The organism is Kribbella endophytica (assembly GCF_054781295.1).
In genome coordinates this window covers 829,499-842,516 of record NZ_BAAGUR010000002.1, presented here as the reverse complement: position 1 = coordinate 842,516, position 13,018 = coordinate 829,499, and the positions used below count along the sequence as shown (strand labels likewise).

At 69.6% G+C, this 13,018-nt stretch carries 15 protein-coding genes; 7 read left to right on the top strand and 8 right to left on the bottom strand.

Going from position 1 to position 13,018, the window contains the following annotated elements; all coding sequences use genetic code 11:
* Nucleotides 1–5 precede the first annotated feature (5 nt).
* A complete protein-coding gene (locus ACYVIO_RS22380) occupies nucleotides 6–719 on the top strand; it encodes a YqjF family protein (RefSeq protein WP_460652806.1) in 714 nt (237 codons plus the stop codon).
* On the opposite strand, the gene ACYVIO_RS22375 is transcribed toward ACYVIO_RS22380, so the two are convergent.
* From ACYVIO_RS22375 to thiE, 3 genes are read right to left on the bottom strand one after another with little or no spacing between them, the layout of a single operon-like run.
* Nucleotides 697–1,125: a barstar family protein gene (locus tag ACYVIO_RS22375; RefSeq protein ID WP_460652805.1), complete on the bottom strand. Its 429-nt coding sequence runs from the start codon at nucleotides 1,123–1,125 to the stop codon at nucleotides 697–699. The genes ACYVIO_RS22380 and ACYVIO_RS22375 overlap by 23 nt on opposite strands.
* The gene (locus ACYVIO_RS22370) at nucleotides 1,122–1,559 is read right to left on the bottom strand and encodes a guanyl-specific ribonuclease (RefSeq protein ID WP_460652804.1); all 438 of its coding nucleotides are present in this window, start codon (nucleotides 1,557–1,559) and stop codon (nucleotides 1,122–1,124) included. Before ACYVIO_RS22370 ends, ACYVIO_RS22375 begins: the two co-directional genes overlap by 4 nt.
* Nucleotides 1,559–2,215, bottom strand: a complete 657-nt coding sequence (gene thiE, locus ACYVIO_RS22365; protein WP_460652803.1) for a thiamine phosphate synthase — start codon at nucleotides 2,213–2,215, stop codon at nucleotides 1,559–1,561. Before thiE ends, ACYVIO_RS22370 begins: the two co-directional genes overlap by 1 nt.
* 43 nt (nucleotides 2,216–2,258) lie before the next feature.
* Here thiE and thiO point away from each other — a divergent pair, with 43 nt between their 5' ends.
* From thiO to pknB, 5 genes are all read left to right on the top strand, one after another.
* Entirely contained in the window at nucleotides 2,259–3,446 is a 1,188-nt protein-coding gene (gene thiO / locus ACYVIO_RS22360; RefSeq protein ID WP_460652802.1) for a glycine oxidase ThiO, read from the top strand.
* Nucleotides 3,443–3,655 (top strand): sulfur carrier protein ThiS, encoded by a 213-nt coding sequence (thiS, locus tag ACYVIO_RS22355; RefSeq protein WP_460652801.1) that lies wholly within the window; start codon nucleotides 3,443–3,445, stop codon nucleotides 3,653–3,655. Before thiO ends, thiS begins: the two co-directional genes overlap by 4 nt.
* A 10-nt stretch (nucleotides 3,656–3,665) precedes the next feature.
* On the top strand, nucleotides 3,666–4,442 hold the full coding sequence (locus ACYVIO_RS22350; RefSeq protein ID WP_460652800.1) for a thiazole synthase: 777 nt from the start codon (nucleotides 3,666–3,668) through the stop codon (nucleotides 4,440–4,442).
* A gap of 217 nt (nucleotides 4,443–4,659) precedes the next feature.
* On the top strand, nucleotides 4,660–5,673 hold the full coding sequence (locus ACYVIO_RS22345; RefSeq protein ID WP_460652799.1) for a LysM peptidoglycan-binding domain-containing protein: 1,014 nt from the start codon (nucleotides 4,660–4,662) through the stop codon (nucleotides 5,671–5,673).
* A gap of 126 nt (nucleotides 5,674–5,799) precedes the next feature.
* Nucleotides 5,800–7,800, top strand: a complete 2,001-nt coding sequence (pknB, locus tag ACYVIO_RS22340) for a Stk1 family PASTA domain-containing Ser/Thr kinase (protein ID WP_460652798.1) — start codon at nucleotides 5,800–5,802, stop codon at nucleotides 7,798–7,800.
* Nucleotides 7,801–7,878: 78 nt separating this feature from the next.
* Here the strand turns inward: pknB and ACYVIO_RS22335 are convergent, their stop codons facing one another.
* From ACYVIO_RS22335 to ACYVIO_RS22315, 5 genes are all read right to left on the bottom strand, one after another.
* Complete coding sequence (locus tag ACYVIO_RS22335) at nucleotides 7,879–8,763, bottom strand: RNA polymerase sigma-70 factor (protein WP_460652797.1); 885 nt, start codon at nucleotides 8,761–8,763, stop codon at nucleotides 7,879–7,881.
* A 13-nt stretch (nucleotides 8,764–8,776) separates the two neighbouring features.
* On the bottom strand, nucleotides 8,777–9,982 hold the full coding sequence (locus tag ACYVIO_RS22330; protein ID WP_460652796.1) for an NAD(P)/FAD-dependent oxidoreductase: 1,206 nt from the start codon (nucleotides 9,980–9,982) through the stop codon (nucleotides 8,777–8,779).
* A gap of 84 nt (nucleotides 9,983–10,066) precedes the next feature.
* Nucleotides 10,067–10,846, bottom strand: coding sequence for an alpha/beta fold hydrolase (locus tag ACYVIO_RS22325; RefSeq protein WP_460652795.1), 780 nt, complete (start codon nucleotides 10,844–10,846; stop codon nucleotides 10,067–10,069).
* A gap of 44 nt (nucleotides 10,847–10,890) precedes the next feature.
* The gene (locus ACYVIO_RS22320) at nucleotides 10,891–11,709 is read right to left on the bottom strand and encodes a VOC family protein (RefSeq protein WP_460652794.1); all 819 of its coding nucleotides are present in this window, start codon (nucleotides 11,707–11,709) and stop codon (nucleotides 10,891–10,893) included.
* Complete coding sequence (locus ACYVIO_RS22315; protein ID WP_460652793.1) at nucleotides 11,706–12,041, bottom strand: ArsR/SmtB family transcription factor; 336 nt, start codon at nucleotides 12,039–12,041, stop codon at nucleotides 11,706–11,708. The genes ACYVIO_RS22320 and ACYVIO_RS22315 overlap by 4 nt, the downstream gene beginning before the upstream one ends.
* 93 nt (nucleotides 12,042–12,134) lie before the next feature.
* Between ACYVIO_RS22315 and ACYVIO_RS22310 the strand changes: the two genes are divergently transcribed.
* Nucleotides 12,135–13,016, top strand: coding sequence for a DMT family transporter (locus tag ACYVIO_RS22310; RefSeq protein WP_460652792.1), 882 nt, complete (start codon nucleotides 12,135–12,137; stop codon nucleotides 13,014–13,016).
* Nucleotides 13,017–13,018: the final 2 nt, after the last annotated feature.

The window sequence follows — 13,018 nt, the reverse complement described above, 5'->3', positions numbered from 1 at the left end:
AACGCATGGTCGAACCTGTCACCGCCGAGGCGCCGCCGCTCCCCCGGCCGCGCCTCCTGCGACAGTCCTGGCTCGACCTGACCTTCATCCACTGGGCGGTCGATCCCGCGTCGATCGCCCATTTCTATCCGGCTGGCACCCGGCCTGACACCTTCGAGGGCAGGGCGTACGTCGGTCTGATCCCCTTCCGCATGGCCGCCAACGGCTTCGCCCGTGGGCCGGTGCTGCTCCCTGACTTCCTCGAGACCAACATCCGCCTGTACTCGGTCGACGACACAGGCCGCCGAGGAGTCGTCTTCCTCAGCCTCGACGCCAACCGCCGCGACGTGGTCACCATCGCCCGCACGATCTTCGCCCTCCCCTACCGCCACACCCCCATGCAGTACGAGGCAACCGCGGACACGCACACCTACACGACCCAAGATCCTTCAAGTCGGATCGCCGTTCAGGTGGGCGCACCGATCGACGTGACCGAGCTCGAACTCTTCCTCACCGCGCGGTGGGGTCTGCACACCCGTCGGCTCGGTCGGACCTGGTACCTGCCGAACGAGCACGCCGCCTGGGAGCTGCGTTCGGCCGAGATCCTGGAGCTGGAGGTCGGCGGCCTGCTGACCTCCGTCGGGCTGCCTGATCTGAGCACCAACCCGCCCGATCACGTCGCCCACAGCCCCGGCGTACGGTCCTACTTCGGCCTGCCTACAGGATCGGCAGGTCGCTGATCAGGTCCGGGACGTCGTCGGCCTCGCGCAGGAAGACGCGGAGCTGACCGGACTCCTTCGCGTCCTCGGAGAAGATCTGCAGCGCCACGTCGACCGTGTCGTGGTCGTGGTCGAGCAGCTCTCGCCAGCCGTCCCACAGGACGAGCTCGGGCTCGCCGGTCGAGCGGTCGCTGAGCGAGTCGGCCAAGGCATCCCAGTTCCGCCCGAACCAGCGCGGCAGGTCGAAGGCAGTCGCGCAGACGTCCAGGAAACCCGCCTTGTCGAGCACTCCGGTGGTGTCGAGCGAGATGAAGCCCCAGCCGGCCCCGGTCACCCGCCGGCCGATCTGCTCAACGCCCGATGAGGAGCGCCAGCGGTAGACCCCTGGCCGGAGTCCGGCGTCCAGCAGTGCGCGCAGCTCAGTCATCCGTCGGTCCCCCCGTCCGCCGCGATCCGGCGGAACGACTTGTAGTGATCGTCGGTGTAATAACGCTCACCGCCCTTCCCGGTCACGATCCGCCGTGCGCCGCGGTCCTTCTCGCCCGGCGTCTTCACCGTGTACTCGCGGTAGTACCCACGATCCTGCTTCGGCAGGATCTTCTCGAAGTTCCCGAACGTCACGCCGTCGCGGCTGTACGGGTACGGCCCGCCCTTGTCGATCAGCGTCAGCGTCTGCTGCGCCTCCTTCGGCAGGTCGTCGACCGCGACGAAGACCAGCCCGCTGTCCGGGTCCTTCGACGGCTCACCAGACGCCTTGCCGTCGGAGGCCCCGCACCCGAACAACGACGCGGCCAGCGTGATCACCAGCATCGCGACCACCACGGCAGCGACGATCCGCGCGGCCTTCGGGTTGTTCATCATCAGGCGCTCCGCAGCCGCCGTACGAACTCGCCGGCCGCTTCAGCCGGGTCGTCGGCATCGGTGATCGCCCGTACGACGACCACGCGCTGCGCGCCGGCCTCGATCACGTCGTCGAGCCGCACCAGGTCGATCCCGCCGATCGCGAACCACGGCTTGGCCTGCTGCCGGCTGGCGGCGTACGAGACGAGCTCCAGCCCGGCCGCGGCCCGCCCCGGCTTGGTCGGGGTCTCCCACGTCGGCCCGACGCAGAAGTAGTCCGACCCGGTCTCGGTGACCGCGGCGTTGACCTGGCTGAACGTGTGCGTGGAGCGCCCGACGATCACGTCCGGGCCGGTGATCGCGCGGGCGTGCGGGACCGGCAGGTCGCGCTGGCCCAGGTGCAGGACGTCGGCGCCCGCGGCGTACGCGATGTCGGCGCGGTCGTTCACGGCGAGCAGCTTGCCGTGCCGCTTGCAGGCGTCGGCGAAGATCTCCAGCGCGGCGAGCTCGTCGGCGGCTTCCATCTCCTTCTGCCGGAGCTGGACGATGTCGACACCCCCGCTCAGGGCGGCGTCGAGGAACTGTTCGAGGTCGCCCTGCTTCGGCCTGGCGTCGGTGCACAGGTACAGCCGGGCGGCGTCGAGTCGGTCGCGGAGTGGCGCGGTGTGCTCAGTCACAGGGCTAAGCGTGCCACGTGTATACCGTCGTACTGTTAGCTCTATGACTGAGTCGAGGTCCGGGGTCGTGGTGATCGGCGGCGGACTGATCGGTTTGTCCACCGCTTGGCGCCTGGCTGCAGACGGTATCCAGGTGACGGTATGTGACCCGACACCCGGCATTCGGACATCTTCGGTCGCGGCCGGAATGCTCGCGCCCGTCACCGAGGTCGAGTACGGCGAGGACGACCTGCTCGCGCTCAATCTGGCCAGCAACGCCGCCTGGCCGGCGTTCGCCGAAGAGCTGGAAGCGTTCACCGGTCTCCCGGCCGGCCTGCACAGGACCGGCACGTTGTCTGTCGCGTACGACGCCGACGACGCCGCCGCGATTCGCCGCCTCGCGGAGTACCAGCGCCGTCTCGGCCTCGAGGTCGAGGAGCTCACCGGCCGCGAGACCCGCAAACGGGAACCCCTGCTGGCCGCCGGAGTGACGGCCGGCGTGTGGGTGCCGGGCGACCACTCCGTGAACAACCGCCAGACCGTCGCGGCTCTGCTCAAAGCTGTAGAACTGAGCGGCGTCACGCTGATCCGCCAATCAGTCAGCCAAATCCTGATAGACGGCACCACGGCAACCGGCGTCGAGCTGGACAACGGCGACACCATCCGCGCCGACCACATCATCGCCGCCGCAGGCCCCTGGACCGCACAGCTCAACGGCATCCCCGACGAGCTCCGCCCACCCGTCCGCCCGCTCAAGGGCGAGATCCTCCGGCTCCGCGTGCCCAAGGCGTACCGGCCCGCACTGCAGCACACCGTACGAGCAACAGCCCGCGGCTTCTCGGTCTACCTGGTCCCCCGCCCCGACGGCGAACTGGTGGTCGGCGCGACGACCTCCGAGCTCGGCTACGACACCAGAGTCCTGGCGGGCGGCGTGTTCACGCTCCTGCGCGACGCGCGAATGGTCCTGCCGATCACGGACGAGCTGGAACTGGTGGAAACCGTCGCCGGGCTGAGGCCCGCGACTCCCGACAACGCCCCCGTACTGGGCGCGTCCGGGATCGACGGCCTGCTCTGGGCGACCGGCCACTACCGCAACGGCGTACTGCTGACGCCGATCACCGCGCAGGTGATCGCCGAGACCGTGCGGACCGGCGTACTGCCGAAGCTGGCGGAGCCGTTCCTCGCCGACCGCTTCTCACGGGGTGACCGGGCGCACGACGGCGCCGGCGCAGTACCTAAGGTGATGGGGTGAGTGAGGTCATGAACGTGCAGGTGAACGGCTCCGCCGAGCAGATCGACGCCGGGGCGACCGTCGCCGACGTGGTGGACCGGTGGGCCCGCAGCCCGATCGGGGTCGCGGTGGCGGTCAACGAAGCGGTGGTGACCAAGACCGAGTGGTCCGGGACGACGTTGACCGAAGGCGACCGGGTGGAGATCGTCACCGCGGTTCAGGGCGGTTGAGGAGGAACGCATGAGTGACGACATCCTGGTGATCGCCGGACGTGAGTACACGTCCCGGTTGGTGATGGGGACGGGTGGGGCGCCCAGCCTCGAGGTGCTGGAGGAGGCGTTGATCGCGTCCGGCACGCAGCTGACCACGGTCGCGCTGCGGCGGCTCGACCCGAGCCAGCAGGGTTCGGTGCTCGACGTGCTGCGCAAGCACGACATCGCCGTACTGCCGAACACCGCGGGCTGCTTCACTGCCGGTGAGGCTGTGCTCACAGCGCGTCTTGCGCGCGAGGCGCTCGAGACCGATCTGGTGAAGCTGGAGGTCGTTGCCGACGACCACACGCTGCTGCCCGACCCGGTCGAGCTGCTGGACGCCGCGGAAACCCTTGCGGCGGACGGGTTCCAGGTCCTTGCCTACACCAACGACGACCCGATCCTGGCCCGCCGGCTGGAGCAGGTCGGGTGCGCCGCGGTGATGCCGCTCGGTGCGCCGATCGGCTCGGGGCTCGGGATCCGCAACCCGCACAACATCAGCATGATCGTCGAGGCCGCGAACGTCCCCATCGTGCTCGACGCGGGCATCGGTACGGCGTCCGACGCGGCGCTCGCGATGGAGCTCGGGTGTGACGCAGTGTTACTGGCGACGGCCGTCACCCGGGCCGAGCGGCCGGCCCTGATGGCCGCCGCGATGCGCGACGCGGTGACCGCCGGACGGAACGCGTTGCTGGCCGGACGGATCCCCCGCCGGTACCACGCGGCCCAGGCCTCGTCGCCGCTCGAGGGCCGCGCCGCGCTGTAGTTCGCCGTACGACGGTCGATGCCTTCGGCACCAGTTGCCGCTGGCATCGGCCTCGGCGCAAACCCCAACAGGCGCGTCGATTGTGAACCACATCCATGTAGTTCAGGCGTCAACTGTAAACATTGCGTAACAGCCGTAACCCGTGCCCCGTCCGTCCCTGTTGTCACATCAGTACCACCACTTACGGTCAAGGGACGTTGACACGGGGAGATGGATGATGACGAACACGAGCGCAACGGCGCCGGAGCCCGAGAACGACGTCCAGCCCGAACGACGCGACCGGCGACGGACCGTCGTCAAGGTGCTCACCGGTATCGCGGTCCCGCTGATCGCGGCCGGGGTGATCACCGCCGGCTCGCCCGGACTCGGCCAGTACAAGGTCAAGCAGGGCGACACGCTGAGTCACATCGCGGCCAAGTACGGGACCACCGTCAAGACCCTGGTCGCCCTGAACGAACTGCCCGGCAACGGCAACGCGATCTACGCCGGTGAGGTCCTCCAACTGCCGGGCCAGCCGAAGAAGCAGGCGCCGTCGGCAACGTCGGCGGGCCGCGGCCGGATCAAGTACGTCGTGAAGTCCGGGGACACGATCGGCGGCATCGCCCGGCGGTACCACGTCAGCCAGGCCTACCTGCTGTCGGTCAACGCGATGAAGCGCAGCGACCGGATCTTCGTCGGCAAGGCGATCCTGGTGCCGGTTCCGGTGCCGAAGGCAACGCCGTCCAAGAAGAAGCGCAACGACACGTTCGCCGGGCGCAAGTACGCCGACCACGTGGTCGATGCCGCGGACAAGAACCGCGCCACGCTGAAGAACCGCAAGCTGCCCAGCCGCGGACAGATCCGTTCGACGATCATCAGCACCGCGAAACGTTACGGCGTCGACCCCGAGCTGGCCCTCGCGATCTCCTGGCAGGAGTCGGGCTGGAAGCAGCGGGTCGTCTCGCCGGCCAACGCGATCGGCGCGATGCAGGTGATCCCGTCGACCGGGCGGTACGCCTCCGGCATCGTCGGCCGCAAGCTCGACCTGCTCAAGCCGCAGGACAACATCACCGCGGGCGTCGTACTGCTCGAGATGCTGACCGGCGCGGCCAAGCTCGACATCGCGGTCGCCGGCTACTACCAGGGCCTCGGCGGCGTCCGGCGCAACGGCATGTACGCCGACACCAAGCAGTACGTGAAGAGCGTGCTGCAGATCAAGACCCGCCTCGAGAGCGGGTGGAACCCCGCCTGAACCGGGCACCGGAGTGACGGCTCCGGAGGGTGACGACCAGTGGTCCCGGCGCGGCGGTAAAGCCTCGCCGGGACCACTTATTTACACTCTCATTGCAAGCAGGCATCGAGAGGCGGCTCACCGCACGTGACGGACGACGTAGACACCCAGGTCGGCGACCGCCTGGTCGGGCGGGTGCTCGACGGGCGGTACCGCGTCGGTGCGCGCGTGGCCAAGGGCGGCATGGCGACCGTCTACGAGGCGCTCGACATGCGGCTGGACCGGGTCGTCGCGCTCAAGGTGATGCACCTCGGGATGGGCGACGACGCCGAGTTCGGCCGCCGGTTCGTCGCCGAGGCGCGGGCCGCCGCGAAGCTGTCGCACCCGAACGTCGTCGCCGTCTTCGACCAGGGCGAGGACGACGGCACGCTGTTCCTCGCGATGGAGTACGTCCCGGGCCGCACACTGCGCGACGTGATCCGCGAGCACGGTCCGCTGTCCCCCGCGCGGGCGCTCGACCTGCTGACGCCGGTGCTGTCCGCGCTGTCCGCGGCCCACGACGCCGGCATCGTGCACCGCGACATCAAGCCCGAGAACGTCCTGATCTCGCACGACGGCACGGTCAAGGTCGCCGACTTCGGCCTGGCCCGCGCGGTCACCACGACCGGCCAGACCGCGACGCAGGGCCTGCTGATGGGCACGGTCTCCTACCTCGCACCCGAGCTGGTCACCGACGGCAGCGCCGACGCCCGCTCGGACGTCTACTCGTCCGGCATCCTGCTGTACGAGCTGCTCACGGGCGCCAAGCCACATACCGGCGAGACCCCGATCCAGGTCGCGTACGCGCACGTCCACGCCGACGTACCGGCGCCGTCGTTGCTCGAGCCGAGCATTCCGCCGTACGTCGACGCGCTGGTCCAGCGGGCCACGGCCCGCGATCGCGACCTGCGCCCCGCCGACGCGCGCGTGATGAGCCGCCAGGTCCGGCGGGTGCGCAGCGCGCTGGAGGAAGGGCTGCCGGACGACCCCGAGCTGACCGGCGACCTGACCGTGCCGCTGCAGGCCATGCGCCAGGAGACCGAGTGGGACGACGACGGCTACACGCGCGGCAGCGGGTACGTCGAGCACACGCCCGTACGGCGGCTCGAGCCCACGAACGGGCGGCGTCACGAGCAGATGCGGCGCCCCGAGCCGCGGCACAACGACACGATCGTCGTACCGCGTGATCCCGCGCCCTCGTCGCGGGTCGGCCCAGCCGGTCCGCGCAAGGGCCGCGGGCTGATCGCGCTGATCGCCGTACTGGCTCTCGCGATTGGCGTCGGTACGGCGGGCTGGTACTACGGCATCCATCGCTACACCGAGACCCCGCTCCTGCTCAACCTCAGCGCCGCGGACGCGTCGGCCAAGGCGGGCGAGGTCGGGCTGAAGACGACGATCGCCAACCAGGACTTCTCCGAGGACGTGCCGCGTGGCCAGGTGATGGGGACGAGCCCCGCGCCCGGCGACCGGATCCGCAAGGAGGGCCAGGTCGGCCTGACCGTCTCCAAGGGCCCCGAGCGGTACCGGGTGCCCCAGCTGGTCGGCCTCGACCAGGAGGCCGCGCAGCTCGCGCTGGACTCGATCCGCCTCGTCGTCGGCAAGGTCACCACGAACTACAGCGAGACCGTGGCGACCGGCAAGGTGATCGCGTTCACGCCGAAGCTCAACACGGTGATGAAGCCTGGCAACACGGTCAACCTGTGGGTCAGCCTCGGCCGCCGCCCGATCACCGTGCCCGACCTGACCGGCAAGCCGTTCAAGGACGCCAACCGCACGCTGCGCAAGGCCGGTTTCGTGGTCGAGCGCAGCGACGCCTACGACCCGAAGGTGCCGGCCGGATCGGTCGTCACGCAGACGCCGAACAACGGCACCCTGTTCGCCAAGGACAAGGTGCAGGTCGTCGTCTCCAAGGGCCCGCCGCTGGTCGAGGTCCCGAACGTTCGCCGCAAGGGACTGGCCGACGCCCAGAAGATCCTCACCGAGGCGGGCTTCAAGGTGAAGGTCGAGCAGGCGCCGTTCCACCTCGGACTCAACCTGGTGGCCGGCCAGAACCCGGCCGCCGGCCAGCAGGCCCAGCCCGGTACGACGATCATCGTCACCATCGTCTGAGGCTGAGCGCCCGCCCGCTTTCGCACCGCCCGTTCGCGCGCCGACGCATCGACGCCGCCTCGGCTCACCGCTCGCGCCTCAGCGGAGGGTGAGCGTGGTCTCGGTGTCGAGGCGGGACAGCTTCTCGGGGTTGCGCACGTAGTACAGGCCGGTGACCAGCGCGCCCTCGATCCGGAACACCATCACGCCGTCCAGCTCCTCGTCGAGGCGAGCCAGCAGTGCCGGGTTGCCGTTGATCACGGTCGGGGTGAGGCTGAGCTTGGCGTCGACCTTGCCCAGGCCGCCGGTGACCATCCGGATCACCCGGTCGGCGCCGACGATCGGGCGCAGCGCGGCCTGCTTGACGCCGCCACCGTCGCCGATCAGGACGATGTCCGGTGCCATCACGTCGAGCAGACTCTGCAGGTCGCCGGTGTCGATCGCGCGCTGGAACTTCTCCAGCACCACGCGGGTCTGGCTCGCCGAGACCGCCTCGCGCGGCCGACGCGCGTCGACGTGCTTGCGAGCGCGGTGCGCGATCTGACGGACCGCTTCGGGCGTCTTGTCGACGGCGTCCGCGATCTCGTCGTACCCGACGCCGAACACCTCCCGCAGCACGAACACCGCGCGCTCGGTCGGCCCGAGTGTCTCCAGCACCAGCATCAGCGCCATCGACAGGCTCTCGGCCAGCTCGACGTCCTCGGCGACGTCCGGTGCCGTCAGCAACGGTTCGGGCAGCCACGGACCGACGTACGCCTCCTTACGGCGCTTCATCGTGCGCAGCCGGTTGAGCGCCTGCCGGGTGGTGATCCGGACCAGGTACGCGCGCTCGTCGCGGACTTGCTCGAGGTCGACACCGACCCAGCGCAACCACGTCTCCTGCAGCACGTCCTCGGCGTCGGCCGCGGAGCCGAGCATCTCGTAGGCGACGGTGAAGAGCAGGTTGCGGTGAGCAACAAAACTCTCGGTGGCCGGGTCGGTCATCGATGTCTCCCTCTCACGCCTGGCGGCTGACGACGCGGGCGTCGCGCACCAGCTGCGGGCGCTTGCCGTCCTTCATCCACCACTTCATCACACCCGGCCGGCGTCCCTCGGTCCTGAGCTGCCAGACCGTGCTCTTGCAGACCATCTCCTTGACCTTGGCGCCGAACCGGCCGCGCAGGTGCAGGCTGATCGCGACGTCGTTGCGGTGCGCGAACTGGAAGATCCCGATGTCCCGCCCGAGGCTGATGCACTGCCCGGCGAACCCGACGCCGGCGGTGGCCGGCTTCTTGCCCGCGATCCGGCTGAGCACGGTCTCGGCAGCCTGCGGGCCGAGCTGGACCGCGGACTGGCAGCCCATCCGGAACGGCAGGTCCGACGGCGCCGCGGAGTCGCCGGCCGCGACGATGCGTTCATTGTCGACACTCGTCAGCGTCTCGTCGGTGAGCAGCCGGCCCAGTGCGTCGGTGGTGAGCCCGCTGCGTACAGCCAGATCCGGTACGCCGAACCCGGCGGTCCAGATCGTCAGGTCGCTCGGCAGCTCACGCCCATCGGCGAGCTGGACGGTCGACCGAGTGGCGCCGCCCAGACCGTCGTCGGCTCGACGCGTGATTGCCGCCACCGTCGTACCGGGACCGTCGACAACCTTCACGCCGAGCTTCTCCAGCCGCGCGGCGACGGTACGACGGCCGCTCGCGTGCAGGTACGGGCCGAGGACCCCGCCGCACACCAGCGTCACCAGGTGTCCGGACTCGGCCAGCTCGGCCGCGGTCTCGATCCCGGCCGGCCCCGCGCCGACCACGGTCACCGCCTCGACGTTGTCGACAATCGACCGCAGCCGCTCGGCTTCCTCCAAGGAATTGAGCGGGTACGCGAACTCGAGCCCCGGCACCTGCCGGTCATCGGTCCCGCTCCCCACGGCGTACACGAGGTAGTCGTAGGAGACAGTCGCCCCCGACACCAGCGTCACCGTGCGCTCCGCCGCGTCGATGCGATCGGCAGCATCCACGACCAGCCGTACGCCGTCGGCCAGCACGTGGTCGTAGTCCACCACCGCGTCGTCCGACCCGCCGACCAGCTGGTGCAGCCGGATCCGCTCGACGAAGGTCGGCCGCGGGTTGATCAACGTCACCGCCACGTCCGCCCGCTTGGTCAGCCGGTTGGCCGCCATCACGCCGGCGTACCCGCCACCGATCACCACGGCTTCGATCTGCTGGATCATCGTCTCGTCTCCGTTCCCTGTGGGGTTCGGCCTCAAGACACCAGCTGCTCAGCCCGTGTGACATTTCATGACGCAGGTCACGTTCTAGTGCTGACTTAGCCAGTCGCTGAGCGTCGCACCGAACCGTCCGGCAGCCGATCGGTGCAGGTCGTGCCCCGCTCCCTCGAACTCGTCGAACCGCGCGCCGGGGATCGCGTCGGCCATCTCCTTCACCAGGTACGGCGGGCAGAACACGTCATCGCTCCCGCCGATCAGGAGCGCCGGGCACCGGATGCTCGCCGCGTGGGCCCTGCCCACCTCGCCACCTCTCGCGGCGATCCCGCGGAGCGCCGCAGCCCAGTTGCGCGCCATCGCTCGCGCATTGTCGACGCCGTACGCCTCGGCCAGATAGGCCGCGAGCGGCAGCAGCTCGGGGACCGGCTCGTCGATCAGGCGCTCCAGCTGGTCGAACGTCGGGCCGTTGGCCGGCTCGACGATGCGCCCGGCCGCGCCCCAGGTGACAACCGACAGCACGCGCGCGGGATCGAGCGCGGCCATCAGGAGAGCGACCTCTCCCCCGTCGCTGAAGCCGACCAGATGAGCCGCGCCGATGCCGAGCTCGTCGAGCAGAGCGAGGAAGGCCCGCGCGTCGTCCGCGTAGAAGTCGACCGGGTACTCGCGCGGCTGCGGCTGGGATCGGCCCGAACCAGGCAGATCGGCCGCGACGACACGGAAGCCCTCGCTCAGTTCACTGCGCAGCCAGCCGAACTCGGCGATGCTTCCGGCCCAGCCGGGCAGGAGCAGTACGGCGTCGCCGCGGCCGGTGTCCTCGTAGTGCATCAGGCCATCGTCGGGCGAGCCCGAGCCAAGGTCCAGTGTCGGCATCAGGCCATCGTCGGGCGAGCCCGGGCCAAGGTCCAGTGTCGGCATCAGGCCATCGTGGGGCGGGCCTGCGCGAAGGTCCAGTGATGACCTTCCAGGTCCTGGGCCTCGTAACGCCGGTAGCCGTGCTGGTGGATCTCGGAGACGATCTTGGCGCCCTGCTCGGTACTGCGGGCGAAGTGCGCGTCCAGATCGTCGACGTACACCCACAGGCCATGGTCGAGCCGCGGTGCGCCGCGATCCTTCAGCTTGAACAGGATCAGCGCTGAGTTGCCGATGTGCAGCTCCAGCCAGGGCGCACGATCGCCCTCGGCGGGGACGCGGTCCCAGGAGTCGAGGCCGAAGACGTCGCTCAGCCAGCGCGCGGCAGCGGCGGGATCCTCGTAGTACAAGGCCATGCTGATCCGGTCGAGGTCCCGCGTCGTCCGCGGCGCGAAGTCTCGACGGTCGATCCAGGTCGGCAGCCAGACGATGACGTTCGGCCACATGTAGAAGGCCTGCTTGCCACCCGGCAGCAGCACCTGCTCGACGGTGACCCGCGTCCCGGCATCGACCGCCTCGAAGGCGATCGTCGTCTCGGTGTCGTCGACGGAACTGCGGTAGCCGAAGCGCGCGCCCGGCTCCCAGACCGTGATCCGGCCGAGCTCTAGCGCGTCCTCGACGGCGGCGTCCGCGCCGACCTGGTAGATCTCGAGGATCCGGCCGCCGACGCCCGGCTCGATCCGCATCTCGATCGCCCGGGCGGAGTCGAAGAAGTTGATCGGCCCGCGCACCCACCACAGGTCGATCTCGTCGGTGAAGACCTGGAACGCCGTCTCCGGATCGGCGGCGACCTCCACGGTCGCGGCGGCGGACTGCTTCGTCATGACTTCCCCTTGTCCTCGACGTGCTTCTTGAACGAGCCCAGATTTTCCTGCCAGTGCGCCTGCACCTGGTCCAGCCAGGCCTGTACGGCGACCACCGGCTCCGGCCGCAGCCGGAACACCCGCACCCGCGCATCGTCGACAATCCGCTCATCGGTGACCAGTCCGGCCGACAGCAGGATCCGCAGGTGCCGGCTCATCGCCGGTGACGAGACGCCGGTCGCGGTCGCCAGCCGACCGGCCCGCTGCGGGCCCTCACCGAGCAGCCGCACCACCTGCCGCCGGGTCGGGTCCGCCAGTACTTCGAAGAACCGGTCGACCTGATCGTTCATCATGCCGTAATAGTTGTTGCTGGCGTTAACTATTGTCAAGAGGTGAAGGCATCTGGCGTTTTGGTCGGCCTGTCAGGTGTCTGCTTAGCTTTGCTCGTGAATCACCCGCGCATCGCCGTGATCGCCCTGCTCGCGGTGGCCGCGGCCTGGGGATCCACGTTCTTCCTGACCAAGGACCTGCTCGACCGGATGGACGTCGCCGACTACCTGGCGCTGCGTTTCCTGATCGCCGCGGTAGCGCTGATCGCGATCCATCCCCCGGCGATCGCCCGGCTCAGCCGGCTCGACCGCGGCCGCGGGGTTGCCCTCGGCGTCACGTACGGCATCGCGCAGCTGGTCCAGACCGAGGGCCTGCGGCACACGTCGGCGAGCGTCTCCGGCTTCGTCACCGGCATGTACGTCGTGTTCACCCCGCTGCTGGCCGCGGTCATCCTGCGCCACAAGATCGGTCGCTGGGCCTGGATCGCCGTCGTCCTGGCGACGATCGGCCTCGGCGTCCTGTCCCTGCGCGACTTCAGCCTCGGTACCGGCGAGCTGCTGACGCTGGCCTCGGCCGGCCTGTACGCGCTGCACATCATCGGACTCGGCGCCTGGTCGACACCGTCGAACGCGTTCGGCCTGTCGGCGCTGCAGATGGTCGTGATCACCGTGGTGTGCGCGATCGGCGCGATCCCCGGCGGGTTCACGCTGCCCTCGGGCGGCACCGACTGGCTCAGCGTCGTCTACATGGCGCTGATCGCGGGCGCGCTCGCGCTGATCGTGCAGACCTGGGCGCAGGCGCACCTGACACCGACCCGCGCGGCGATCGCGATGACGATGGAACCGGTCTTCGCGTCGGCGTTCGCCGTACTGTTCGGGACGGAGAGCGTGACCGCGCGGATGCTGATCGGCGGCGCGCTGGTGATGTCGGCGATGTACCTGGTCGAACTGGCTCCACGCCGCAAGATCGAGGCCGAGGTCCAGCACCTCGCCCAGTAGCC

What these genes read in the sequence shown, in the direction of transcription:
- ACYVIO_RS22320 (WP_460652794.1), bottom strand. Translation starts at nt 11,709, where the DNA reads ATGACGAAGCAGTCCGCCGCCGCGACCGTGGAGGTCGCCGCCGATCCG.
- ACYVIO_RS22375 (WP_460652805.1), bottom strand. Translation starts at nt 1,125, where the DNA reads ATGACTGAGCTGCGCGCACTGCTGGACGCCGGACTCCGGCCAGGGGTC.
- ACYVIO_RS22335 (WP_460652797.1), bottom strand. Translation starts at nt 8,763, where the DNA reads ATGACCGACCCGGCCACCGAGAGTTTTGTTGCTCACCGCAACCTGCTC.
- ACYVIO_RS22330 (WP_460652796.1), bottom strand. Translation starts at nt 9,982, where the DNA reads ATGATCCAGCAGATCGAAGCCGTGGTGATCGGTGGCGGGTACGCCGGC.
- ACYVIO_RS22380 (WP_460652806.1), top strand. Translation starts at nt 6, where the DNA reads ATGGTCGAACCTGTCACCGCCGAGGCGCCGCCGCTCCCCCGGCCGCGC.
- ACYVIO_RS22345 (WP_460652799.1), top strand. Translation starts at nt 4,660, where the DNA reads ATGACGAACACGAGCGCAACGGCGCCGGAGCCCGAGAACGACGTCCAG.
- ACYVIO_RS22315 (WP_460652793.1), bottom strand. Translation starts at nt 12,041, where the DNA reads ATGATGAACGATCAGGTCGACCGGTTCTTCGAAGTACTGGCGGACCCG.
- ACYVIO_RS22350 (WP_460652800.1), top strand. Translation starts at nt 3,666, where the DNA reads ATGAGTGACGACATCCTGGTGATCGCCGGACGTGAGTACACGTCCCGG.
- ACYVIO_RS22325 (WP_460652795.1), bottom strand. Translation starts at nt 10,846, where the DNA reads ATGCCGACACTGGACCTTGGCTCGGGCTCGCCCGACGATGGCCTGATG.
- thiO (WP_460652802.1), top strand. Translation starts at nt 2,259, where the DNA reads ATGACTGAGTCGAGGTCCGGGGTCGTGGTGATCGGCGGCGGACTGATC.
- ACYVIO_RS22370 (WP_460652804.1), bottom strand. Translation starts at nt 1,559, where the DNA reads ATGATGAACAACCCGAAGGCCGCGCGGATCGTCGCTGCCGTGGTGGTC.